We start from the raw sequence: 26,485 nt of genomic DNA, 5'->3' as shown, positions 1-26,485 counted from the left end.
CGTCAACATATTAATTTAAGAGCTAATTAGAAAAGTGAGTCATTTGTCATAATGAAGGCAATTGCATATAATACATAGTAAGAATAATGAATGGATATTCATTTTTAAAGATACATAATAGAGTTGGGAGCTGACGAAATGAACGTACAGGAAAGTTTCGTTACGGCATTGGATGGATCAGAAATTTATTTACGCAAGTGGTTACCAGAAGGAGATCCGCGAGGGATTATTCAAATTGCACATGGTATGACAGAACATGCAGGTGTTTATACAGACTTTATTGCTGCGTTATTAGAAGCGGGGTATGGTGTTTATGCACATGATCATAAAGGACATGGGAAAACAGTGAAAAGAGAAGAAGATTATGGTCATTTTAAACCAAATGTAGGTTGGAATGAGGCTGTGTCTGATGTTATTTTTGTATCAGAAACGATAAGAAAAGAGCAGACATGCCCGTTATTTTTACTTGGACATAGTATGGGTTCTTTTTTATCAAGACGTGCTGTACAACTTAGGGGTGAACTATATGATGGGTTTCTGATTTCAGGAACAGGTGGAAATCCAGGGCTTTTAGGAAGTATCGGCCATAAAGTAGCGACAATCGAGATGAAACTACGCGGGGAGAAAACGAAAAGTCCAATGCTAAACTTTTTATCTTTCGGAAACTTTAATTCGAACTTTAAGCCAAATCGTACAAAATTTGATTGGTTATCTTCAGATAATAACCAAGTTGATAAATATATTGCGGACCCGTTATGTGGATTCATTTGTACGACAAGTTTTTATCGAGAATTATTTTCTGGTGTATTAGAAGTAAATAAACTAGAAGAGTTCAAAAAAACACCGAAAAACCTTCCAATACATATTTTTTCAGGAGATCGTGATCCTGTTGGGGATATGGGGAAAGGTGTAAAAGAAGTGTATGAAAATTATAAAAAATGTGACGTGAAAGATGTAACACTGCGTTTATATGAAAATGGGAGACATGAGATGTTTCATGAAGTAAATCGAGATGAAGTATTTCAAGATTTGATTTTATGGTTAGATAAGCATATTGTATGAGAAGAAACCTCACTTTTTTGAAGTGAGGTTTCTTTGAGAGAACGGAGGAATAGTTATGAGTGAATTTGTAAATAAAGAATATGTAGAAATAGATTTTCAAGATGTTTTGATTAAAGAAGAGGAATTGAAGAATTGTACTTTCATAAAATGCCGTTTTAGAGGGATAGATGCATCGGAAATTTCTACTGAAAATTGTAATTTCATAGAATGTGATTTTACCGGTGCACTTTTTAACGCTTCTATTCATAAAGTAACTACATTTGCGAATTGTAAGTTTGTTGGTGCGAATTTATTCGTATCGAAGTTTGAAGAATGTAAAATGACCGGCTCTGATTTTGAAGAAGCGAATTTAGACGGAATAACTATCATATCGGGTGATTGGTCATATACGAATTTAAGGTTCGCCAACTTAAGTAAACAAATATTAAAGGGTATACGTTTAATGGAAGCGGACCTATATGAATGCAATTTAGAAAAAGCAGATTTACGTGAAGCGGATTTAACCGGTGCACAATTAGGTAAGGCGAAACTTAGTGGTGCAAATTTAAAAGGAGCGGTAGTTGATAGAATTGATTTTACAAGTTTTGATTTGAAAAATGTGAAATTAGATATAGCACAGGCAGTTGCAGTAGCAAGATGTTATGGGGCTAAGGTGAACTAAATGATTTGTAAAACCGTTCAAAGTGCTGAACGGTTTTACAAATCATAATAGTAGTATAATAGTAAATGAGGTGTTCATACTATGGAAGATAAAACATTAGGTATACTACTAGATGTAGTTGGAGAATTATTTTCAGATGAAATATCAATTGCCGTTTCGAATACGAAAGAATATATTTACTATCGGCCAAGTAAACGAATTGATTTAAAGATTAGTGCTGGGGATCCTATTAAAGAAGGAACGATTGCTCATAAAGCAATGGTAACGAAGCAAAAAGCCTCTGAGTTTATTAACCGGGACGTTTTCGGTATTCCTTATCATGGAATGGCCGTACCGTTTTCAAATAATGGGAAGATTGAGGGGTGCGTGACGGCAATTTATCCCGCTTTAACGGATGGAAAGTCAGTCGTTACTTTAAAAACAACAGACGGATGGGTTCCGGTTCCTTTTTCAAAGGTCATGTATTTAGAAGCTAAAGACAAAAAGACGTATGTGAATTCAGAAGAGTTAACAGGAACACATAAGTACTCGCTACAAGAATTCGAATACTTGTTGCCGAAAGATTCCTTTATTAGATGCCACCGTTCCTTTATTGTAAATGTTAATCATATTAAAGCGATTTACCCTGATACCCATTCTACTTTTGTACTTTCAATGGATAATGGTGAGAGAGTACCAGTTAGTCAATCATACGCTAGCTATTTTCGTAAGCTTCTAGGATTCTAAAATTTTCTGCTTTAGAACCTAGATTTGCTTTTTTATCTGAATTTTCGGCATTCTGTACAAAAATCCCTATTTTGATAGTGTTAATGTGTAAAATAATTATGAATATTCATTGAGAGAGGGATTACATATGGAGAATAATTTAGATAGAATTAGGGATCAACGTTTCAAAGATCGAGTAGTTACACCTGAAGAGGCAGCTTCATGGATTGAAAGTGGAATGACTTTAGGTTTAAGTGGATTTACACGTGCTGGGGATGTAAAAGCAGTCCCATTTGCGCTGGTGAATCGAGTGAAGAACGATAAATCTTTTAAAGTAAATGTTTATACAGGAGCTTCTTTAGGTTCGGATGTAGATAAATTATTTGCTGAGGCAGGAATTTTAGGGAAAAGATTGCCTTTCCAAGCCGATGCGACTATGCGAAAAGGAATTAATAACGGAGACTTTTTATTTGTAGATCAGCACTTATCTCATACAGCAGAGCTACTCCGTGCTGACGTTATGGATATAGATGTCGCTATTTTGGAAGCGGTTGCGATTACTGAAGATGGTATGATTATTCCAACCACTTCAATTGGAAATTCCTTAGCATTTTCCTTAAATGCTAAGTCCATTATTATTGAAATGAATATGGCTCAATCTACGCAATTAGAGGGGCTGCATGATTTATATGAACCAGGTAAACAAGGGGAAAGACTTCCAATTCCGCTCGTAAAAACGGATGATCGAATTGGAACAATTGGTATCCCGATAAATCCTGAAAAAGTGAAGGGGATTGTGTTTACGAATCAACTGGATTCACCATCGACAATTGTTCCTCCAGATGAAGAAACTGTCATTATGGCACAACATTTAATAGAGTTCCTTCGAGAAGAAGTTAAAGTAGGCCGATTAACAAAGAGTTTAGCACCGTTACAATCGGGAATTGGTTCAGTTGCCAATGCAGTATTGCACGGCATGCTAGATTCGGAGTTTGAAGATTTAGAAGTGTATTCTGAAGTTTTACAAGATGCGGTCTTTGATCTAATGGACGCTGGGAAAGTTAATTTCGCTTCCTGCTGCTCGATCACGCTTTCTGAAGAGAAAATGCAACAAGTATTTTCTAACTTTGAAAAATACCGAGACAAATTAATGATGCGCCCACAAGAGATTTCTAATCACCCTGAAATCATTCGCCGCCTCGGATTGATCTCGATTAATACTGCTTTAGAATTAGATATATACGGAAATGTTAACTCTACTCACGTTTTAGGTACAAAGATGATGAATGGTATTGGTGGTTCTGGTGATTTTGCGAGAAATGCTCGCTTAGCTATCTTTGTTACTAAATCGATTGCGAAAGGTGGTAACATTTCAAGTATCGTTCCTTTCGTTTCTCATGTAGATCATACGGAACATGATGTAGATGTTATCGTCACTGAACAAGGGTATGCTGACCTAAGAGGATTAGCGCCAAGAGAAAGAGTGGAACTTATTATTGAGAATTGCGTACATCCAATGTATCGTGCCCAGCTACGAGCTTATTACGAAGAAGCAAAAACAAGAGGTGGACAAACTCCTCATATTTTAGAAAAAGCTTTTTCTTGGCATACGAACTATGCTAAAAATGGAACAATGCTTGAAGCGGTAGTAGAAACTGTATAGGTGTGTATCGTACGAAATAGTAAAACGAATGAGTGAGCTTGAAGATTAAATTTTAGAAAAAGAGAACGCCGACTTTTAGGGATGGCGTTCTTTTTCTTTAAATAAATTGTTAAAAATCGTACTGATTATAATAAAGATTTATAAAAGTAATTTCTAATTTATGAAAATAAAAGGTTTTTTGAAGTGCTTTCCGAATCAATTTAGTAGTTTACATATTGAAAGTGAGGAAAAAGAATCATGAAGATAAGAACGGCGTTATTAAGTGAAGCAAATGAATTAAGTGAACTCGCACTACATTCAAAAGCAACGTGGAACTATAGTGAAGAATTCATACTTGCTTGTAAGGAAGATTTAACAATTACCGATGAGCACATAAAAAAAAATTTGTATATGTTTTAGAAAACGATAATACGAAGATTGGGTTTTTCTCATTTTTACGTAACGATAAAGCTCTCGATTTCTTATACATTCATCCTCGTTATAAAGGAAAGGGGTATGGAAAAATAATGTGGAAGTTTGTAATAGAGCAAGCAAAGGAACTAGGAATAAAAAGCTTTACGATTGATAGTGATCCGAATGCAAAAGGATATTATTTGAATATGGGAGCAAAGTTAATCGGAGAGACACCATCAACGGTTTTTAAGGACCGATTACTGCCCCTTTTGAAATATGATGTGTAAAACAATTAATAGTAGGAGAAGCTGAGAATGGATCATGTAAAGAGAAAGCAAATATATGAAGCACTAATAAGATCGTGGTCGATTGAAACAAGCTCAAAGTGGACAATTGAAAATCCAGCAAAGGGACAATGTGGTGTTACAGCTCTAGTCGTTCAAGACATATACGGAGGAGAGATTAAAAAGACAAAAGCAAGAGAGGCGTGGCACTTTTATAACTTTATAGATGGACAGAGGTTTGATTTTACAGAGGCTCAATTTAATAAAAAACTGAATTATATGGATATAGGATCAAATCGAGAAGAAGCATTTGCAGATACAAATGAAAAACAATATAGCATTTTGAAGGAAAAGATAATGAAAGAATTCAAATTATCTTTTGACTCTTAATCCTTAATAAGTTACTATAATGGTGGTAACTTCATTAAAGGGAACTTCATAGAGTTGAAAGGGGAAATACTTTTGAAAACAACTTATGTAAACGCTACAATTGTAACGATGAATGAACAAAACGAAGTGATAGAAAATGGATATATCATTGTAGAAAATGATCAAATTATAGATGTAAAGAGCGGAGAATTTGCAAATGATTTTGAAGTAGATGAAGTAATTGACATGAAAGGAAAGTGGGTTTTACCAGGGCTTGTAAATACACATACACACGTTGTAATGAGTCTCCTAAGAGGTATTGGAGATGATATGTTATTACAGCCATGGCTTGAGACGAGAATTTGGCCACTGGAAAGTCAATTTACTCCAGAGCTTGCGGTCGCTAGTACGGAATTAGGATTACTTGAGATGGTGAAAAGTGGTACAACATCATTCTCTGACATGTTTAATCCAATTGGAGTAGATCAAGACGCAATTATGGAAACGGTATCAAGGAGCGGGATGCGAGCTGCTGTTTCAAGGACTTTATTTAGCTTCGGAACGAAAGACGATGAAAAGAAAGCGATTGAAGAAGCTGAGAAATATGTGAAGCGTTATTATAAAGAAAGTGGCATGTTAACTACGATGGTTGCACCACATAGTCCATATACATGTAGTACAGAATTGTTAGAAGAGTGTGCTCGTATTGCAGTAGAGAATCAAACAATGGTTCATATCCACCTTTCTGAAACAGAGCGTGAAGTACGTGATATTGAAGCACAGTACGGAAAACGTCCAGTAGAATATGCAGCGAGCTGCGGATTGTTTAAACGCCCAACAGTTATTGCACACGGTGTAGTATTAAATGATGATGAGCGTGCATTTTTAGCAGAACATGATGTTCGAGTAGCTCATAATCCGAATAGTAATTTAAAACTAGGTTCTGGTATAGCGAATGTAAAAGCGATGCTAGAAGCAGGAATAAAAGTAGGAATTGCAACAGATAGTGTTGCATCTAACAATAATTTAGACATGTTTGAAGAAATGCGCATAGCGACTTTATTACAAAAAGGTATTCACCAAGATGCAACAGCATTACCAGTTGAAACAGCTCTTTCTCTTGCGACAAAAGGAGCTGCGGAAGTAATCGGGATGAAACAAACAGGGTCACTAGAAGCTGGTAAGTGTGCTGATTTTATTACGATTGACCCGTCTAACAAGCCGCATCTACAACCAGCAGATGAAGTGTTATCACACCTTGTATATGCTGCGAGTGGTAAAGATATAAGCGATGTAATTATTAACGGAAAACGTGTCGTTTGGAATGGTGAATGTAAAACGTTAGATGAAGAGAGTATTATATTTGAAGCAAGTCGTTATAAACGAGGTCTGCAAAGATAGATAATTATGTGGCAGTTGAAAAAGCTATCCTTTTAAAAGGATAGCTTTTTTCTTGAACGAATAAATATTCAAAAGAATGTCGCATCTTTCTGTTAGTATTTCTGCTATAATATATTACGCTTTATAATATTTTATATTTAAGGAGAACAACTCATGAAGCGAAAAAAGAGCCATTTAATGGTAATGGCACTTGTTACATCTTTATTATTAACAGCTTGTAATAATAAAGCGGATAAAAGTGACATAGAGGTTAAAAAACAAGTGTTAAATGTAACAGTATCAGAAGAAATTCCTTCTCTGGACACTGTGAAAACAACAGATGGTACATCAGCGCACGTTATGCAGAATATATTTGAAGGGTTATATGTATTAAATGATCAAGATCAGCCTACTCCAGCCATAGCAAAATCGTTTAAAAGAAGTGAAGATGGTAAGAAATATACATTTGACTTGCGTAAAGATGCAAAATGGTCAAATGGGGATAATGTAACAGCAAATGATTTTATGTTTGCGTGGAAACGTGCAATTAACCCTGAAACAGCATCTCAATATGCGTCCATGCTCTTTTATGTAAAAAATGCGAAAGAGATTAATAAGGGAGCAATGTCTCTAGATGAACTTGGAGTTACGGTTATAAATGATTATAAGTTAGAAGTTGAACTAGAACAGCCAATTCCGTATTTTTTACAGTTGTTAGCATTACCTATATATTTACCACAGCATGAATCATTTTTGAAAGAAAAAGGAAACAATTATGCATTGGAACCTAGTAATCTCATATATAACGGTCCATTTGTATTAGAAAAATGGAAGCATGAACAAGAGTTTCAATTAAAGAAAAATGCTACATATTGGGATCAAAAGAAAGTGAAACTAGACGAAATAAACTTTCATATCGTGAAGGATACAATGACAGCTGTAAATTTATATGAAGCCGGAGATTTGGACCGGGTACCTATTAATTCGCAAGTTGTAGACAAGTATAAGGGGAATAAGGAATTACATATGTCGAGTGATTCTGGAATTGCTATGCTTCGTTTTAATGAAAAAAATACCGCGTTAGCAAATAAAAAGGTGCGTCAATCTATTTCATTAGCGTTAAATAAAGATGATTTCGTTGCTCACTTTATTAATAACGGAGCAAAACCTGCAAGTGGACTTGTACCAGTTGGTCATGTAAATGAAGAGACTGGCAAAGATTTTAGAAAAGAAAACGGAGATCTTTCTCTATATGACTTACAAAAGGCGAAAAAGATTTGGGAAGAAGCGAAAAAAGAACTTGGAGTAGGCGAAGTAAACCTTGAGTTTCTAACATTTGAACAAGATAACGCAAAACGTATGGCAGAATATATAAAAGGTGACTTAGAAAAGTATTTGCATGGATTAACGATACAAATTAAACAACAGCCATTTAAGCAAAAATTACAGTTAGAACAAACAGGTGATTACGATATAACTATGGCAAATTGGGGACCTGACTATAAAGACCCAATTAGTTATTTAGAGTTATTTACGACAGGGAATCCGAATAATAAAATGAATTATTCTAATGTTCGTTACGATGAATTAATAAAGAAAGCGAAAACGGATTTTGTACTAGATAGGGAAAAACGATGGGAAGCGTTGCGAGAAGCCGAGCAGGTATTATTAGAAGATGCTGCGGTGGCGCCGCTTTATCATATTGGCTCAGCGTATGTACAAAAGGAGTATGTAAAAGGGATTGAAAAACATCAATTTGGTGGTGTTTATACTTATAAGAATGCTTATATTGCTAATGAATAAATACAAAAAACCTTACTTTTTAAAAGTAAGGTTTTTTACACATGAATTCTATTAAACCGATTTTAATAAAGCGTAAAAATTCGTATCATATGGGATATCATCTTGATACATATAATTTTTTAGAACGCCTTCTTTTTCAAAACCTAATTTTAATAGTACTTTATTGGAAGCTTCATTTTCAAGAAATACAATTGCCCCGATCCGCTTTAAATGAATCGTATGGAAACCGTATGATATAACCTCAGAAACAGCTTCAGTCGCATATCCTTTTCCCCAGTGTTCAGGTAAAAAGGCATAACTTATATTGGCTCGTTTATGCTCAGAAGACCAATCGTGAAAACCAATGGTACCGATGAGTTCTTTCTTGTCTTTTAATTCGATTCCCCATTTTATACCGTTTCTTGCATTGTAACTGAGCTTAAAGTTATGAATGATTTGTTTCACTTGATCAACATCTTGTAACGGTTTTTGGCCATAATAGCGCAGTACATTAGTATTAGAAAAGCATTGTAGTATACGCGGTGCATCTTCTTCGGTCAGTTCTCTTAAAATAAGTCTTTCAGTTTTTAATAAAGGAAACATATTTTCGCTCCTTTGCACATGAAAATAGAATGTATTTGTTATTATATAATTTAATCTGAAAATAAAGATTATTCAAATTGTAGGGAAATTATTGGCTGGAAATAAATTATATAATTTATTTTAAAAAGACTTTATAGGATTAATACAAATAATGAATTGAAAAAGGGTATTCCAAATTAAAATTGGAATACCCTTTTTTCATTACCCTACAAACGTTTGATACAGTAAGAAAATATTTAAAATGATAACGAGTGCTGCAATTATCCATGCGATAAATGTTGTTATACGGTGGTTAACGAGTGCACCCATAATCTTTTTATTACTTGTAAACATAATAAGTGGCACTAGTGCAAATGCAATACCAAATGATAAGACAACTTGACTCATAACGAGAGCGTAAGTTGGATTTACACCTAAAGCGATAATAACTAGTGGTGGAATCATTGTAATAAATCGGCGTAAATATAACGGAATATGCATGCGAATGAATCCTTGCATAATAATATCACCTGACATTGTACCGACAGAAGAGCTTGATAAACCTGCTGATAAAAGTCCAATCCCAAATAATGCAGCCGATACAGGACCTACTAAGTTGGTAAATTGAGTGTAAGCAACATCTAAATCTTCAACGTGCATACCGTTTTTAAAGAATAGTGCAGCTGCTACAATTAACATACTTGCATTAATTGCTCCAGCGATAACCATTGCAATAATAATATCGATAAATTCGAAACGAAAAATCTTTTTCTTTTGTTCGTCAGTTGTTCCAACCACGCGGCGTTGTGTTAATGCAGAATGCAAGTATATTGCATGCGGCATAACTGTCGCACCTAAAATCCCTGCTGCAAGTAATATACTGTCTACACCTTGGAATTTCGGAATAAATAGTCCTGAAAGAAGGGGACTTAATTCTGGTTTTGCATAAAAAACTTGGATCCCAAATGCTATTACTACAATAAAGATCATCCCTGTAATAATAGCTTCTAGTGAGCGAAATCCTCTGCGTTGAAACTCAAGAATAATAAATGATCCGACTGCTGTAATTAAAGCAGCTGGTAACATAGGTATTCCAAATAATAAATACAATCCGAGTGCTGCCCCGATAAATTCAGCTAAATCTGTAGCCATAATAACGAGTTCACCTTGTATCCATAAGCCGATAGACACAGGCTTTGGAAAGTTTTCACGAGCTATTTCGGGTAAATTGTTTCCTGTAGCAATTCCTAATTTAGCCGATAAAGTTTGGATTAATACAGCCATTAAGTTAGAAGCGAATATAACCCATAATAGTAAATATCCATATTGTGAACCAGCTGCGATATTTGTAGCAAAGTTGCCAGGATCAATATAAGCAACGGACGCGATAAAAGCGGGCCCTAAAAATGGTAACAGTCTTTTCCAGCCTTTTGTTTCTCCACTTAAAGCTAAGTGAGCTGATTGTACAGTTGTACTTTCAGAAGGGAGATGTTCATCTTTTGTTATATCTTTATTCATAGTAGTTTTCCCCTTTAAAATGTTAACTTGATGAAATTATTGTATTTATTCTTACTCATTATTTCAATACATTTAAATATGTTATGTGATAATTTCATTTGAACACGAAAGTTTCCTTAATGCAAATTATATGCCTTTATGCAATGGATGGTGTGATAATGTAAAATGAATTGGGAGTTTATGGTGTGATGACATGGGGAAACATAGTGAATTAAAGGGCTGTTTTTGAAATTTATGTGAACATAAAGCCGATAATACAGCATATTAATTGATGGAATTGCATTTGTATGATATATAATATATTGGGATTACAACATAACCATAGTGTTTTGATGTGTAATCTTGTTTTTTTATTTTTGTTAACTGATAGAAAATAGTATAAAGAAAAGAAAATGGGATTCATTTTCTTATTATATATGTTTTGATATGAACGTTAACTTATACATGATTTTAAAAATTAGATAGGTGGTAGAAATACATTGGCAACTACAAAACCATACAGAGTATTACTATATTACATGTACACAACAATTGAAAATCCAGAAGAATTCGCGGCAGAGCATTTAGAATTTTGTAATTCACTTGAATTAAAAGGAAGAATTCTTGTAGCAAAAGAAGGTATTAACGGAACTTGTTCTGGAACTGTAGAGCAAACAGAAAAATACATGGAAGCAATGAACAATGATCCACGTTTTGATGGTATCGTATTTAAAATAGATGAAGAAGAAGGGCATGCATTCAAGAAAATGCACGTACGTCCTCGTCCAGAATTAGTTACACTTCGTCTAGAAGATGACATTAACCCACACGAAATAACTGGGAAGTATTTAGAGCCAAAAGATTTTTATGAGGCAATGAAACAAGAAGATACAGTTATCATTGATGCACGAAATGATTATGAATTTGATTTAGGACACTTCAAAGGTGCGATTAAACCTGATATTGAATCATTCCGTGAATTACCAGATTGGATTAGAGAAAACAAAGAAACACTTGAAGGTAAAAAGATTTTAACTTATTGTACAGGCGGAATTCGTTGTGAGAAATTCTCAGGTTGGTTAGTTCGTGAAGGTTATGAAGATGTAAGTCAGCTTCACGGCGGAATTGTAACGTACGGAAAAGACTCAGAAGTACAAGGTGAGCTTTGGGATGGACAATGTTACGTGTTTGATGAGCGTATCGCTGTACCAGTAAATCAAAAAGAACATGTTATCGTTGGTAAAGACCACTTTACAGGTGAACCATGTGAGCGCTATGTAAACTGTTCAAATCCAGAATGTAATAAGAAAATTTTATGTTCTGAAGAAAACGAAGCGAAATATTTACGTGCATGTTCTCATAAATGTCGTGTAAGTCCACGTAACCGCTACGTAATACAACATGAATTAACGGAAGAGCAAGTAGCTGCTGCATTAGAGAAAATCGAAGCAGGGAAGTAAGCTGAATTCGTATAATAAAAAGGTACTCCAAGCTTTATTTTGGAGTACCTTTTTTGTTATACGGTTCTGTCATTTGTCGGTAATTCGATATATTTGAAAAATCGCTGATAAAAATTTCATTTACTGCAGCATACCACATATTTGGAAATAACCTTCTTTAATTTTTATCCTCTTTTTCTTTTACAGCAGACAGTACAGTTTGTTTTACCCATGCTTTTCTTCTTTTGTGCTGCACAGCCCATTGGTATAACCCTTGAGCCCCTAAAATAAGTGAAATGACAATGCCGCTAATCGCAATTAATAGAGCGAAAAATTCAAGAGGTGACGATATTTTGTTTGAATCGGTGTTTCTTAGAAGATCGATCATAGTAAACCCTAACATTTGGCCTACTACAGAGTAGAGCGTTAAAATTAATAATAAGAGACTATCTTTTTTTGAGGCGACATTTTCTTGATATTTAAACAAACTATCAAGATTTTGTTTCGCGTTCGAGTATAAAACCTCAATATTAAAAAGTTTTCTTAAGCGGAAGAAAATATCTTCACTTTGTGATTGAGATACTAATTCTAAAGAAAAATAATTAGCAGTGAACGAATTAATCGAATAAATTAATTTCTCTATTTCATTAGTATCTTGTTCAATATTTAGCTCAGCATAGGCGTTTGCCATTTTTAATAAAACAATTTTATGGAATAGGTTTAATAATAAAGCGTAATAAAATTCTCCGTACATTTGACTAGCAAGTTTATCGATTTCGCGTTCTCCTTCATTTGTTACACATGTAAAAATATGTTCTTCCATAATGAAATAACGATTTGGAGCCCATCTCTGGTAAGCGTGTTTTTTTAAATAGTTATGAATGTAAGGAAGGTTACTTGCACTCACATATGGCTTACCATCACTTGTTAATCCGGAAAGACTGGAAGTACGATAAACATCCACTTCATTAAGTTCCATACCTTCTTTTAGTGACAATAAAGTTTGGACGTACATTCTCTGGTCTTCAAAGAAAGGGAAGGTTTGAAAGTATGAACTTCTTAATCTCTTCTTTTCAAAGAAATCAGTTACGCCATGAAATAAATAACCAAAAATGAATTTTTCAACTTGGGAATACTTTTTTCCGTTACATTCAATACAAATAGACTCATTTGTATCAGTTTTAGTTTCAAGTACACGGAAGCGATCTGCGAATTCGATTGCTTCAGATAAAGTCATGTTTGGAGCAGTGTTTACTTCTGTTCGAATTGTTAAGAAGCCAAGTTCATAAGGACAAAGTGTTACATCAATAGAGTGTATCTTGAATGGAATTGAAATAAGGTTTGTTGTTAAATGTCCAGTTAAGTTAAGATCTTTTGAATAACGTTGCAAGCCCTTTTGATGCTCTGAGTGAGGAAAGAGAATTTTATTTGTAAATGAGAGATAGTATGCTTCCATATTTTGATGTGAAACTTTAAACTCCCCATAATATGTATTTTCATCATCGAGATGATCGAGCCGAAAAGGACGAAAATCGTTTTTTTGTAAGAAAGGGAACATATTTTGTTCATATCCAGTTTTAAACGAAAACGGGAATATAAATTGGAATATAGCTGTTGCTACACCTTTTTCCTCAATTGTTTGTATTGCCTCCATCTACATTGTTTCCTTTCCATATATGCTATAGAAACAACATGCCCAAATTTATTTGAAAATAACCACTGTTTTATACTCAATTGAGAGTGAAAATTCAGCTTATTTAGCAGAGGACATGTATAATGTTATGTATACTAAAAGTTGTAAAATTGTATTTTGAAAAGGGGGATGCTGTATGCGGATTTTAGTATTAGGCGCTGGTGGAGTCGGAGGGTTTTTTGGTGGCAGATTAGTCGAAAAGGGAGAAGATGTTACATTTCTTGTTCGTAGTAAACGGAAAAAACAATTAGAGGAAAGAGGACTTGTAATCCGAAGTGTTAACGGGGATTTTTCCTTCCAACCGAAATTAATAACGAAAGAAGAGAGAACTTCTCCATTTGATGTCATTTTATTTTCAACAAAAGCGTATCACTTAAACGAGGCTATTCAAGATTTGAAGCCGTTTGTTGGCGAAAATACTGTAATCATTCCATTGTTAAATGGTATCGCTCATTTATCACTACTACAAAAAGAATTCGGCGAAGAAAAAGTAATTGGCGGTTTATGCTTTATCGAGACGACGTTAAACGATCAAGGAGAAATTGTACAAACTAGTGTTGCCAACAGACTTGTGTTTGGAGAAATTAAGTCTCAAAATTCAGAGAGAGTAAAGCATATTTCTAAAGCATTTGCAGGTACGAAGTCTAGTTTTGTTTTAAGTGAAAATATTACGCAAGATATGTGGCATAAATATTTATTTATTACTGTAATGTCAGGTGTGACAACGTTAATGCGTGCACCAATTGGACCAATCCGTGAAAGTGAAGGCGGCCGTGATTTTATCCGTAATGTGTTTGAGGAATCTGTACAAATCATGAGAGTATTAGGAGCTCCAGTAAAGGAAAATATTGCCCAGGAACATATGAAAACGATTGATAAAATTTCGTATGATATGAAGTCATCGATGCAGCGTGATATGGAAAAGGGTTCATTTATTGAAGGGAAGCACTTGCAAGGATATTTACTGGATGTAGCAGAGAAATTTTCTATACCGGCACCATTATTAGGAACTATATATCAAAATTTAAAGGTGTATGAAGAGATGACCTTTAACAAATCTGTAATAGAATTAGATGTATGAAAAAATAAAAAAGATAGCAATATATAAGTGTATTGCTATCTTTTTTATTTTTTTGTATGACAAATCATTTATTTCTTTTCGTTCTATCTGTCAAATTTATTTCCTGTTCACGTTTACCATATAACTGATTAATTTCATTTGCTACTGCATCTAAATATGAATCGGAAAAAATAGGCTTCTTTTCTTTAGACATATGGGTCTCCTTTGTGGATTTTTTAGTATTCATTATGTATATTTCTCAGCGGATTATGCGCAATCATTTTAATTTTTTTCTTATTAAAAATTTTTGTTTACTTTTTGAAAATAAAGGAGTATTATAATCCACAGTTTCAATTTTCTAAATCGCTGAAACCGCATGGTACGGGGGACCCGTTTTTACGGATTAGTACATAATCCGATGGGGTGAATCCTTGAAAAAGGTAGGGCTACTCATAGGCCCGAATCCGACAGCTAACCTCGTAAGCGTTATATTGAGAAGGAAGGTGGAGCTTGTGCGACAAAAAAAATAATGTCTACAAGTCTATTTCGCTATGGCTTGTAGACATTTTTTGTTTTCTGAAGAAATAGTTTACTGGCTGTAACAAGCAGAAAAGTTCGTACAAAATTATTGGAGAGTGGACAGCATTGGTTTCATCTATTAAAAGATTTTTAATTGGAAGACCGTTAAAATCAACGGAGCTTGGAGAACAAAAGCTTAATAAAACGAAAGCTTTAGCTATTTTATCTTCTGACGCATTGTCATCAGTTGCTTACGGTCCAGAGCAAATTTTAATTGCTTTAGCAGGTGTTGGAGCGATCGCCTATTGGTATTCCATTCCGATCGCTGTTGGGGTATTAGTATTATTGACAGCCCTTATTTTATCTTATCGTCAAATTATTTTTGCTTATCCGCATGGCGGGGGAGCGTATGTTGTATCAAAAGAAAATTTAGGGATGAATCCAGGCTTAATTGCTGGAGGATCTTTATTAGTTGACTATATTTTAACTGTTGCGGTAAGTGTGTCCGCGGGTACAGATGCAATTACTTCTGCGTTTCCTAGCTTACATGCACATAACGTAATTATTGCGGTTATATTTGTTATATTAATTACGATATTAAATTTAAGAGGAGTAACGGAATCAGCTTCCGTGCTAGCATATCCTGTTTATTTATTCGTTTTAGCACTATTTATATTAATTGGTGTGGGCATATATAATATTTTAACTGGTCATGTTTCACCTACTTTACATGCGCCGATTGGAACACCAGTTGCAGGAATTAGTTTATTTTTATTACTAAGAGCATTTGCATCAGGTAGTTCTGCTTTAACAGGTGTTGAAGCAATTTCAAATGCAATTCCGAACTTTAAAGATCCTGCGCCAAACAATGCTGCAAAAACATTGCTTGCAATGGGTGCATTACTTGCTGTGTTATTTTCAGGAATTGTATTTTTAGCTTATTATTACGGAGTGACTCCGAGTAAAGAAGTAACAGTTGTTTCTCAAATTGCTGAACAAACATTTGGACGTAATTTCATGTACTATTTCATACAAGGTACAACAGCTTTAATATTAATTCTCGCTGCTAATACAGGCTATTCTGCATTTCCTTTATTAGCGGTTAACCTTGCAAAAGATAAATTCATACCGAGAATGTTTACGATTAGAGGAGACCGTTTAGGTTACTCAAACGGTATTATTATACTTGGAGTTGCTTCGATTATTTTAATTGTAGCTTTCCAAGGACAAACAGAACATTTAATTCCACTATATGCAGTAGGTGTATTTATTCCATTTACACTTTCTCAAACAGGGATGGTATTAAAATGGCTTCGGGAAAAACCTGAAGGATGGGCTTTAAGATTAACGGTTAATTTAATTGGTGCAGTTATTAGTTTTATCGTAATGAGCATGTTCTTTTTAACTAAATTTGCACAAGTTTGGTCGATACTTATTTTCTTACCTGCAATCATATTCTTATTCCACAGAATTAAGAAGCACTATGATGCGGTAGGTGATCAGTTAAGTTTAAAAACTTGTGAACCACTTGTTCCGATTAAGGGAAATGTAATCGTCGTTCCGGTAGCTGGTATGACTCACGTAGTAGAAAATTCATTGAACTATGCTAAGGCTCTTTCGGCAGATCAAGTTATTGCTGTATATGTTGCTTTTGACAGGGAAGAGGAAAAGAAATTTGAAGAGAAATGGAAAAAGTGGCAACCTGAAGTTAGGCTTGTTACATTACATTCTCATTATAGAAGTATTATCCAGCCGCTAACGAAGTTCATCGATACAGTGCAATATAAGGCAAGTGAATCGAATTACCGCGTTACGGTCGTTATACCACAGTTCATTCCAAAAAAAGGTTGGCATAACATTCTTCATAATCAATCCAGTTTACTCATACGTGCGTATTTACTTTATAAAAGAAATGTTGTTATTACGACAGTTCCATATCATTTGAAAAAATAAGAAGATTTTTTTAGGATAGCTTCGTGAAAATGAAGCTATCCTTTTTGTGTATATGCTATGCATAATTGCATATGGGCTCGAAAATTATATTTATATAATTTTATCAGTTATTTTCAAGTAGTGTTTTCTGTTGTGATATGTAGATATTTCAATCTATAAAGTGAATCGGATTATATTTTGAAATAAGGACACGAAAGCTTGAAAATAAAGGGAATGAAAATACTTCTTTACGTTATATAAACAGCTGTGTTTAAATGACCTTACAGTACAAAACATATATGAAAACAAAACGAAATTTCATATTTACGTATGTTGTTTAGTTTAAAATGAATAATATTTTTATGTAATATATTCACTGTGTGAATGTGGGGATTTCGATGAAATAGAAAATTTATACAATATTATTCATACTAAACACATATGAAAAATAATAAAATGTTTTGTGATGATAAGTAAGTACTGTAGCAATACGAGAGAGGTGGTTCGTACATGGATCGCGGTGAGAACGTTCTCTATTTTAACCATCTCAAATTATAGGTAAGAAAATAGAATAATAAAATGCGATAGTAATAGTTGCTAATACATAGGAGGAGTTAAAGTGAAAAAGACTTTAATTACAGGGTTATTGGTTACAGCAGTATCTACGAGTTGCTTCATTCCTGTAAGCGCTTACGCTAAGGAGGGGCAAACGGAAGTGAAAACAGTATATGCACAAAATGTAATTGCTCCAAATACATTATCCAATTCAATTAGAATGTTAGGATCACAATCACCGCTTATTCAAGCATACGGATTAATTATTTTACAACAGCCAGATATTAAGGTAAATGCGATGAGTAGCTTAACGAATCATCAAAAGTTTGCAAAGGCGAATGTACGAGAATGGATTGATGAATATAATCCGAAGCTAATTGACTTAAATCAAGAGATGATGAGATACAGCACTAGATTTAATAGCTATTATAGTAAGCTCTATGAATTAGCAGGAAACGTAAATGAAGATCAGCAAGCAAAAGCAGATTTTATGAGTGCATATGGAAAATTACAATTGCAAGTACAAAGCATACAAGAGAGTATGGAGCAAGATTTATTAGAGTTAAATCGATTTAAAACAGTATTAGACAAAGATAGTAACAACTTATCAATTAAAGCCGATGAAGCAATAAAAACACTGCAAGGATCAAGTGGAGATATTGTGAAATTAAGAGAAGATATTAAAAGAATTCAAGGTGAAATTCAAGCTGAATTAACTACTATTTTGAATAGACCTCAAGAAATCATTAAAGGTTCTATTAATATTGGTAAACAAGTATTTACAATCACAAATCAAACTGCACAAACGAAAACAATCGATTTTGTTTCTATCGGTACTTTAAGTAATGAAATTGTAAATGCTGCAGATAGTCAAACGAGGGAAGCAGCTCTTCGCATTCAACAAAAGCAAAAGGAGTTATTGCCACTTATTCAAAAGTTATCACAAACTGAAGCAGAGGCGACTCAAATTACATTCGTTGAAGATCAAGTAAATAGCTTTACAGAATTAATTGATCGTCAAATTACAACTTTAGAAACGTTATTAACGGATTGGAAAGTTTTAAATAATAATATGATTCAAATTCAAACAAATGTCGAAGAAGGCACGTATACAGACAGTAGTTTACTTCAAAAACATTTCAATCAAATTAAAAAAGTAAGTGATGAAATGAATAAGCAAACAAATCAATTTGAAGATTACGTTACAAACGTTGAAGTACATTAAACAGAAAAATAATTAGCGATATAGGGAGAGAAGAAAAATGACAAAAAAACCTTATAAAGTAATGGCTCTATCAGCACTTATGGCAGTATTTGCAGCAGGAAATATTATGCCGGCTCATACGTATGCAGCTGAAAGTACAGTGAAACAAGCTCCAGTTCATGCGGTAGCAAAAGCTTATAATGACTATGAAGAATATTCATTAGGACCAGAAGGCCTAAAAGATGCAATGGAAAGAACAGGTTCAAATGCTTTAGTAATGGATCTGTACGCTTTAACAATTATTAAACAAGGTAATGTTAACTTTGGAAATGTATCGTCTGTTGATGCGGCTTTAAAAGGGAAAGTAATTCAGCACCAAGATACAGCTAGAGGAAATGCGAAGCAATGGTTAGATGTATTAAAACCACAGCTTATTTCAACGAATCAAAATATCATTAACTACAATACGAAATTCCAAAACTATTATGATACTTTAGTTGCTGCAGTTGATGCAAAGGATAAAGCGACTCTTACGAAAGGCTTAACTAGATTATCAAGTAGTATTAATGAAAATAAAGCACAAGTGGATCAGTTAGTAGAAGACTTGAAGAAATTCCGAAATAAAATGACTTCGGATACGCAAAACTTCAAGGGTGATGCAAATCAAATTACATCTATATTAGCTAGTCAAGATGCAGGAATTCCGCTATTACAAAATCAAATTACAACGTACAATGAAGCAATTAGTAAATATAATGCAATTATTATCGGTTCATCTGTTGCGACAGCTCTAGGACCAATTGCAATTATCGGTGGTGCAGTAGTTATTGCTACGGGCGCAGGAACACCGCTAGGAGTAGCATTAATTGCAGGTGGTGCAGCAGCTGTAGGCGGTGGTACAGCTGGAATCGTATTAGCGAAGAAAGAGCTTGATAATGCACAAGCAGAAATTCAAAAGATAACAGGACAAGTTACAACTGCGCAATTAGAAGTAGCTGGATTAACGAACATTAAAACACAAACAGAGTATTTAACAAATACAATTGATACTGCAATTACAGCGTTACAAAATATTTCAAACCAATGGTACACAATGGGATCAAAATATAATTCTTTACTTCAAAATGTGGATTCAATTAGTCCAAACGACCTTGTTTTCATTAAAGAAGATTTAAACATTGCGAAAGATAGCTGGAAAAATATTAAAGACTATGCAGAAAAGATTTATGCTGAAGATATTAAAGTAGTAGATACGAAAAAAGCATAATTGAATACGAATCGTTAGAGCGTTAAGTGTTGATGAATGATTTGAAGCTCCTGTTCAGTTGTGAGCAGGAGCTTTTTATACTCTTATAAAGAAAATAGGTGAAAAGTATGCAGAAAAGATTTTATAAAAAATGTCTTTTAGCGGTAATGATTGCTGGGGTGGCAACGAGTAACGTATCTCCTTTACATCCTTTTGCAGCAGAACAAAATGTAAAGGTACTACAAGAAAATGTGAAAAACTATTCTCTTGGACCAGCTGGATTCCAAGATGTAATGGCACAAACGACATCGAGTATATTTGCAATGGATTCATATGCAAAATTAATTCAAAATCAACAAGAGACGGATTTAAGTAAAATAAGTTCGATTAATAGTGAATTTAAAGGGAATATGATTCAGCATCAAAGAGATGCAAAAATTAATGCAGCATATTGGTTAAATAATATGAAGCCTCAAATTATGAAAACGGATCAAAATATTATAAATTACAATAATACTTTTCAATCGTATTATAACGACATGTTAATAGCGATTGACCAAAAGGATAGCGGAAAATTAAAAGCGGATTTAGAAAAGTTGTATGCGGATATTGTAAAGAATCAAAATGAGGTAGATGGATTATTAGGAAATTTGAAAGCTTTTCGCGATAGAATGGCGAAAGATACAAATAGTTTCAAAGAGGATACAAATCAGTTAACAGCGATATTGGCAAGTACGAATGCTGGTATTCCAGCTCTAGAGCAACAAATAAATACATATAACGATTCGATTAAAAAGAGTAATGATATGGTCATTGCTGGTGGCGTACTTTGCGTAGCGCTAATAACATGTCTTGCTGGCGGGCCGATGATTGCGGTTGCAAAAAAAGATATCGCAAATGCAGAAAGAGAGATAGCTAATTTAAAAGATAGAATTTCAGGAGCACAAGCAGAAATCGTAATTTTGACTGATGTAAAAAATAAAACAACAAACATGACGGAAACAATTGATGCAGCAATTACAGCACTACAAAACATATCAAACCAATGGTATACAGTAGGTGCAAAATATAATAATTTACTACAAAACGTAAAAGGAATTAGTCCGGAAGAGTTTACGTTTATAAAAGAAGATTTACATACAGCGAAAGATAGCTGGAAAGATGTAAAGGATTATACAGAAAAATTACATGAAGGTGTGGCAAAGTAAACAGTGGGCTAGTTCCGCTGTTTATTTTTATTCCGTTTTTTTGTGAGAGTTGAACTTGTAATTTTATATATAAGTTTTCATGTGTTTTATCCATGTGTGTATAAAAAATCTTTTTGTTATCGCTCCCTTTGATAGAATCCATTTTCACATAGGTTTTTTACCGAATTTTTTAAAAATTAAATTTTACGGCTTGATAATTCGTTTAAAATGATTTAATCTTATGTCAAATGATATATTTATCTATCAAAAATGCTTTTGTAAAGATAAAGGAGTGATTGAGAATGTTAAACGCCCCATTGATGGTAAGCCTTTAGGTGCAACCACATTGAAAAGATTGGGAAGAAATGAGTGAGCTTTCACAATAAAGAACTCTATAACTTTATGTAGTGTTTGATGCCCTTTGATTAGATTTTTTTTAAAAACAAACCAATATTAATTGAATCAAAGTTTAGAAATTAAATATATGAGTAGTAGAAAATAGCCATTAGTTGTTATCATGTCTTGATGAAAAACATAAAAAATAGGCAAGAAAAATTCTGAGAAAACCTGTTCAGAAAGTATGGTATGAAAGCAAGTTAGTGATGGGAATTCAAAACCAATTTGATAAAAGTGAGGTAAATAATATGACTTTTGAAGAAAAATTACAAGCATATGCAGAACTTACGGTGAAAATCGGTGTGAATATTCAACCAGGGCAATACTTATTAGTCAATACATCAGTGGATGCATTGGATTTCGCCCGTATAGTTGTGAAAGAGGCTTATAAGGCTGGGGCAGGGCGTGTTCATGTTAATTTCTCGGATGAAGAAATGGAACGTGCTTACTTTGATTATGCCTCAGATGAAGAATTTAATCGCTTCCCAGAGTGGATAGTCAAAATGAATGATGAGCTGATCGAATGTAAAGGAGCATTATTAATGATAGATGCTACAGATCCTGATAAATTTACAGGTATTTCATCTAATCGTCTAGCTACCTATCAAAAGGTAGCAGGAGCTGCTCTGAGCAACAATCGCAACGCCGTAATGAAGGATTCAGTAGCTTGGTCTATGGTAGCAGTTCCTTCACCAAAGTGGGCATCGAAGGTGTTCCCGGATTTAGCAGCTGAGGATCAAGTACCAGCATTATGGGAGGCTATTTTTAAAGCTGTTCGTATTGGTGAAGGCAGTGCTATTGAAAAATGGCGTGAACATGTAAAAAATTTAGAATCTCGTGCGGTCCTACTGAACAATAAAAAATATATAAAGCTTCACTATACAGCGCCAGGTACTGATTTAACAATTGCATTAGCACCACAGCATAAATGGATTACTGGAGGTGGTAAAACTCCTGATGATACTATCTTTATGGCTAATATGCCGACCGAAGAGGTTTATACGTTACCGATGAAACAAGGTGTAAATGGCTATGTAAGCAATACAAAACCATTAGTTTATCAAGGGAATATTATCGACGGCTTTAAACTGACATTTGAAGAAGGAAAAATTGTTAAAGCTGAAGCACAGGTAGGACATGATTTATTACAGGAGCTTATTAATGTGGATGAAGGCTCGTGCTATTTAGGTGAGATAGCACTTGTACCAAATGAATCACCAATTTCAGCATCGGGAATTTTATATTTTAATACATTGTTTGATGAAAATGCATCGAACCATTTAGCGATTGGTAAAGCTTATCCAACTTGCTTAGAGGATGGAAGAGATTTAGAAAACGATCAGCTTGAAACGTTAGGTGCAAATATTTCAGTAACACATGAGGATTTTATGATTGGCAGCAGTGAGATGGACATCGACGGTATTCTACCAGATGGAACTGTAGAACCAATTTTCCGTAAAGGTAGCTGGGCATTTTAAGTTTTTAATTTGAAGAAAGGAGTAGAGTGGATGAAACGGTTACTAAGCATAATTGGTGCAACTATATAGGGGGTTCATCTGCTTTTGCTTAGGCTGAAAACTACCTCTTTAATTAGAAGTAAAATACATTCAAAGGAGATAGGCCAATGAATTTCTGGGAAGTTGTTTTGATAGTAGTGAATTTTAGTCTATTGAGTTGGATACTGTTAATAGGCAGAGAAACGAAAAAGTGGTCTAAATTAGCTACTTTGATTGCCGTTGTAATGGTTACAGTTCAGTTATTGGCAGAAGGTTTTAGGTGGCAGATGATTCCGGCATATGTATCCCCAGTTATCTTAATTTTATGCTATTTATTAACTGGGCGGAAAAAGGGCTGTAGAAGTTGGGGTATATTCATAGTTAAGACCTCGTTGCTATGTATCTATTTGTCTGTAGCAGTGGCGCTACCCTTACTTATGCCAGTATTTTCATTTGAAGAACCAACCGGCCCACATAGGATCGGTACGAAGGTATATCATTGGATTGATCATCAGAGAAATGAACCATATTCGAAAAATCCAACCGATCGGCGCGAACTGATGGTGCAAATTTGGTATCCTACAGCTGAAAAAAGTAAAGGGGATCCAGAACCTTATATTCGTAACATAAATGAGCTTTCCAAGGGATTGGAAAAAACATTGTCCATTCCTGCATTTGCATTCAGCCACATGGAATTGGTAAAATCTCATTCGTTTATGGATTTACAACTCTCAGATTCAGAGAATCATTATCCCATATTACTTTTCTCTCATGGTTTTAATGGTTTTCGTAATCAAAACACGTTTCAAGTTGAGGAGTTGGCTAGTCAAGGATATATTGTTCTAAGTATCGATCATACCTTTGATGCTGCAGCTACCGTCTTTCCAGATGGTCGAACTGCTTACGTACAGCCCATCAATTTAACTGATGAAGGGGATAGCCACATAAAATTATGGGAGGAAGATGTCAGCTTTGTCCTTAATCAGATAGAGAAACTTAATCAAAACGATGAGATCGGCTTCTTTACAGGAAGAATGGATACTTCGCGAATTGGAATGTTTGGTCACTCTTACGGTGGAGCTACCGCAGCACAAATACTTGCAAAAGATTCTCGTGTCAAAGCAGCTATCAATATGGATGGTACATTGTATGGAGAAATCTTTCCTGAAAGTGGAATTGGAAAACCATTTCTACTCATGAGTGCAGAAGAGCCTGATGAAGCAGATCCCTATGAAGTGAGGGAGCGATATGGACGTGGGTTAGCTGGTGGTGGTATGTCAATGGTCATACCTCATACGGATCATACAAGCCTCACTGATTTACATTTGTTCTCCCCTCTGTTGCAGAGCCCAGGTGAAAACCCAAAGGAAGTTCATCGTATTATCAACGAATTCAGCCTGGCATTTTTTGACCAGTATGTAAAACAGAAGGATGACGGCTCAACCCTTAAAAGGCTGATGACCAAATACCCGGAAGTGAATTTGAAAGTAAACCGATAACTTTATGCAGAAAGAAGCTTCATTATAAAATATTCAGTAATTAAATGAAGTGCAACCGGATTTAATAAAAGTAGAAAAATTACTATAAGTATTAATGCGTCATGAAAAATAGTTTAAAAAACCTAGATAAGGTAATCAATTTCTCTACTAAGAAAGCGATTCGAACCATTTCCTTTGGTTCTTGTATTTATTACATTAAATAATTTAATTTCTTCATCGTTATCTAAATAATGAAATGCTAAAAATGAAACATTCAAAGTACTATCAGTTTCAGTAATATAATTCTTTTTGAAAAGCTACATTCAGCATCTGGACACTTTATTTGAGATTGTTTATTATAATATCAAATGATATATTTTTCTATCAAAAATGACGAATTTATACAGAAAAAGGGAGAGATTGACGATGAAGAAAGACTTGTCAGCGTTGAAGGAAGCGAGATTTAATGCAATTCTTGATTCGGCTACTATATTGCTTGTTGAAAATCCTACTGCTTCGATGAATGAAATTGCGGAATATGCGGGAATTGGAATTGCTACACTCCATCGCTACGTCGAAAGCAGGGAGAAATTGATGCTGTTCTTAGGCCATCGGGCTATACAACTGGTAAGTGATACTGTAAACCAGATTCCACTGGATGAGGAAAGAAGCGAAAACTATATCCCGGAACTCATTGAAGCGTTAATCCCTTTAGGTGACAAAATCTATTTTCTAGGTCATGATGCATCTGTATTTAACAACAAAGAATTAGGTGAAGCAGAAGAGAAGCTGAGGGAACCCTTACGACGCGTTATTGAGCTGTTACAACAAAGAGGTTATTTTCAGCAAACGGTTAGCAGCGAATGGATTTTGAATACGCTTTATGCTCTGCTTTTCCATACTTGGGAACAGGTACATGAAGGAAATGTGGCTAAAAAATCTGCTGCAGAGCTTGTTTTAAATACATTTTATTATGGTTTTAAAGCTAAGGATGATTTGAGAGGTAAGTGAACTGATTCAAATCCATGATAATTAATATCAATAATACAGAAAGCGAAAAGGAGGACTGGGAAATGAATCAAATCTCTATTGTAAAGGCTGTTCATCAATCCATGGTCGGCGCCCAGTTAAATGTAATGGCATTGGAATACATGGCGTTTCCACTTGCAGGATCTGAGGAGAAGAACACAGTCGAAGGGACATTTTGTAAGCTCTGGCGGCAGGAGAACAACCGTTTTAGTCATCAATACGCTTATGAAGCTCAAATGGACGGGAAAACTTTAGGGATGATTACTTGCTATCCCATACCCGTTTTAAACCGTCTTGCCTGGTCCACTTTTAAACAGCTGCTTTCATTCCGAAAGCTGGGTTTTGTTATTTATAACATTTTGAATATCAAAATGCTTTATTCCATGTTTACCTTGAAGGAGGGAGAAGATGACGAGTTTCACATCGGAACAATTGCCTTATTGCCCGAAAGTCGAGGACTAGGGATAGGTACCAGACTACTTAAGTTTGCCGAGGAACAAGCTTCCCTGCAAGGCTTTGCCAAATGCTCTCTGACGGTAAAGAAAGAGAATCAACTTGCCATTAAATTGTATCAGAGGATAGGCTACCAGATTACAGGCGAAATTAATAAACCAAAGTTATCGTTGTACAGAATGGTCAAAAACGTAGAATCTTACAACCGTTTATAAAAAATTTGTACCGTATCAGGGTACTGCCACATACCTATCAACCGAAATATTCTGAATTATCAACAAAATAAAAATGAACTTTTTGTTACAAGTTAATACAAAATTTCGTTCTGGAGGCACTAAAAAATTTTAGCTTGATAGTGATGGGATGGGGCCTCTATATAAAAAAACACAGTTTACACTCAAACTGTGTTTTTCGACGTAC

General features: G+C 34.6%; 21 protein-coding genes, 1 pseudogene and 1 riboswitch. Of the genes and pseudogenes, 18 read left to right on the top strand and 4 right to left on the bottom strand.

Translation table 11 applies throughout. The features are described 5' to 3' along the window. Window positions 1-138 precede the first annotated feature (138 nt). The 8 genes and pseudogenes from N2V92_RS25820 (at window position 139) to N2V92_RS25785 (ending at window position 8,320) form a co-directional block, all read left to right on the top strand. A complete protein-coding gene (locus N2V92_RS25820) occupies window positions 139-1,062 on the top strand; it encodes an alpha/beta hydrolase (protein WP_001102579.1) in 924 nt (307 codons plus the stop codon). 55 nt (window positions 1,063-1,117) lie between these two features. After that, window positions 1,118-1,723 carry a pentapeptide repeat-containing protein gene (locus tag N2V92_RS25815; RefSeq protein ID WP_001288921.1) on the top strand — a complete coding sequence of 202 codons (606 nt, stop codon included), beginning with the start codon at window positions 1,118-1,120 and terminating at the stop codon, window positions 1,721-1,723. Window positions 1,724-1,804: 81 nt separating this feature from the next. Continuing rightward, complete coding sequence (locus N2V92_RS25810; RefSeq protein ID WP_000389701.1) at window positions 1,805-2,449, top strand: LytTR family DNA-binding domain-containing protein; 645 nt, start codon at window positions 1,805-1,807, stop codon at window positions 2,447-2,449. Window positions 2,450-2,576: 127 nt separating this feature from the next. Then, window positions 2,577-4,091 (top strand): acetyl-CoA hydrolase/transferase family protein, encoded by a 1,515-nt coding sequence (locus N2V92_RS25805; protein ID WP_016077870.1) that lies wholly within the window; start codon window positions 2,577-2,579, stop codon window positions 4,089-4,091. 237 nt (window positions 4,092-4,328) lie between these two features. Further along, window positions 4,329-4,771 (top strand): annotated as a pseudogene (locus N2V92_RS25800) (GNAT family N-acetyltransferase). A gap of 27 nt (window positions 4,772-4,798) precedes the next feature. Next, on the top strand, window positions 4,799-5,158 hold the full coding sequence (locus N2V92_RS25795) for a YunG family protein (RefSeq protein WP_016077868.1): 360 nt from the start codon (window positions 4,799-4,801) through the stop codon (window positions 5,156-5,158). Between the two features lie 54 nt (window positions 5,159-5,212). Next, entirely contained in the window at window positions 5,213-6,538 is a 1,326-nt protein-coding gene (locus N2V92_RS25790) for a bifunctional S-methyl-5'-thioadenosine deaminase/S-adenosylhomocysteine deaminase (RefSeq protein ID WP_016077867.1), read from the top strand. Between the two features lie 153 nt (window positions 6,539-6,691). Continuing rightward, complete coding sequence (locus N2V92_RS25785; RefSeq protein ID WP_016077866.1) at window positions 6,692-8,320, top strand: peptide ABC transporter substrate-binding protein; 1,629 nt, start codon at window positions 6,692-6,694, stop codon at window positions 8,318-8,320. A 51-nt stretch (window positions 8,321-8,371) separates the two neighbouring features. On the opposite strand, the gene N2V92_RS25780 is transcribed toward N2V92_RS25785, so the two are convergent. After that, complete coding sequence (locus N2V92_RS25780; RefSeq protein ID WP_000484220.1) at window positions 8,372-8,902, bottom strand: GNAT family N-acetyltransferase; 531 nt, start codon at window positions 8,900-8,902, stop codon at window positions 8,372-8,374. 201 nt (window positions 8,903-9,103) lie between these two features. Then, window positions 9,104-10,399 carry an Nramp family divalent metal transporter gene (locus tag N2V92_RS25775; RefSeq protein ID WP_001030674.1) on the bottom strand — a complete coding sequence of 432 codons (1,296 nt, stop codon included), beginning with the start codon at window positions 10,397-10,399 and terminating at the stop codon, window positions 9,104-9,106. A gap of 479 nt (window positions 10,400-10,878) precedes the next feature. On the opposite strand from N2V92_RS25775, the gene trhO reads away from it, so the two are divergent. Then, complete coding sequence (gene trhO / locus N2V92_RS25770) at window positions 10,879-11,838, top strand: oxygen-dependent tRNA uridine(34) hydroxylase TrhO (RefSeq protein ID WP_016077865.1); 960 nt, start codon at window positions 10,879-10,881, stop codon at window positions 11,836-11,838. 157 nt (window positions 11,839-11,995) lie between these two features. Here the strand turns inward: trhO and N2V92_RS25765 are convergent, their stop codons facing one another. Then, on the bottom strand, window positions 11,996-13,471 hold the full coding sequence (locus N2V92_RS25765; protein ID WP_000387459.1) for a hypothetical protein: 1,476 nt from the start codon (window positions 13,469-13,471) through the stop codon (window positions 11,996-11,998). 175 nt (window positions 13,472-13,646) lie between these two features. Here N2V92_RS25765 and panE point away from each other — a divergent pair, with 175 nt between their 5' ends. Then, window positions 13,647-14,591 (top strand): 2-dehydropantoate 2-reductase, encoded by a 945-nt coding sequence (gene panE, locus N2V92_RS25760; RefSeq protein WP_016077864.1) that lies wholly within the window; start codon window positions 13,647-13,649, stop codon window positions 14,589-14,591. A gap of 64 nt (window positions 14,592-14,655) precedes the next feature. On the opposite strand, the gene N2V92_RS25755 is transcribed toward panE, so the two are convergent. Further along, a complete protein-coding gene (locus tag N2V92_RS25755; protein WP_000031873.1) occupies window positions 14,656-14,784 on the bottom strand; it encodes a hypothetical protein in 129 nt (42 codons plus the stop codon). Window positions 14,785-14,924: 140 nt separating this feature from the next. After that, window positions 14,925-15,071, top strand: a riboswitch (cyclic di-AMP (ydaO/yuaA leader). Between the two features lie 144 nt (window positions 15,072-15,215). Between N2V92_RS25755 and N2V92_RS25750 the strand changes: the two genes are divergently transcribed. From N2V92_RS25750 to N2V92_RS25715, 8 genes are all read left to right on the top strand, one after another. Then, complete coding sequence (locus N2V92_RS25750) at window positions 15,216-17,042, top strand: APC family permease (RefSeq protein ID WP_000254886.1); 1,827 nt, start codon at window positions 15,216-15,218, stop codon at window positions 17,040-17,042. A gap of 598 nt (window positions 17,043-17,640) precedes the next feature. After that, window positions 17,641-18,801 carry a non-hemolytic enterotoxin NHE subunit A gene (gene nheA, locus N2V92_RS25745; RefSeq protein WP_000751828.1) on the top strand — a complete coding sequence of 387 codons (1,161 nt, stop codon included), beginning with the start codon at window positions 17,641-17,643 and terminating at the stop codon, window positions 18,799-18,801. A gap of 37 nt (window positions 18,802-18,838) precedes the next feature. Then, window positions 18,839-20,047, top strand: a complete 1,209-nt coding sequence (gene nheB, locus N2V92_RS25740) for a non-hemolytic enterotoxin NHE subunit B (protein ID WP_000162968.1) — start codon at window positions 18,839-18,841, stop codon at window positions 20,045-20,047. A 107-nt stretch (window positions 20,048-20,154) separates the two neighbouring features. Next, window positions 20,155-21,234 carry a non-hemolytic enterotoxin NHE subunit C gene (gene nheC / locus N2V92_RS25735; protein ID WP_001171999.1) on the top strand — a complete coding sequence of 360 codons (1,080 nt, stop codon included), beginning with the start codon at window positions 20,155-20,157 and terminating at the stop codon, window positions 21,232-21,234. A gap of 623 nt (window positions 21,235-21,857) precedes the next feature. Further along, on the top strand, window positions 21,858-23,087 hold the full coding sequence (locus tag N2V92_RS25730) for an aminopeptidase (protein WP_000141970.1): 1,230 nt from the start codon (window positions 21,858-21,860) through the stop codon (window positions 23,085-23,087). A gap of 146 nt (window positions 23,088-23,233) precedes the next feature. Next, window positions 23,234-24,604 (top strand): alpha/beta hydrolase family protein, encoded by a 1,371-nt coding sequence (locus N2V92_RS25725; protein ID WP_001012299.1) that lies wholly within the window; start codon window positions 23,234-23,236, stop codon window positions 24,602-24,604. 405 nt (window positions 24,605-25,009) lie between these two features. Beyond that, window positions 25,010-25,594 (top strand): TetR/AcrR family transcriptional regulator, encoded by a 585-nt coding sequence (locus N2V92_RS25720; protein WP_000710979.1) that lies wholly within the window; start codon window positions 25,010-25,012, stop codon window positions 25,592-25,594. Window positions 25,595-25,656: 62 nt separating this feature from the next. Then, window positions 25,657-26,280 carry a GNAT family N-acetyltransferase gene (locus N2V92_RS25715; protein WP_001071938.1) on the top strand — a complete coding sequence of 208 codons (624 nt, stop codon included), beginning with the start codon at window positions 25,657-25,659 and terminating at the stop codon, window positions 26,278-26,280. Window positions 26,281-26,485: the final 205 nt, after the last annotated feature.

It is taken from the genome of Bacillus sp. CH_48, from assembly GCF_038008465.1.
GTDB lineage: Bacteria > Bacillota > Bacilli > Bacillales > Bacillaceae_G > Bacillus_A > Bacillus_A thuringiensis_S.
The sequence above is the reverse complement of the archived record's forward strand: the minus strand, read 5'-3'. Positions and strand labels throughout refer to the sequence as shown.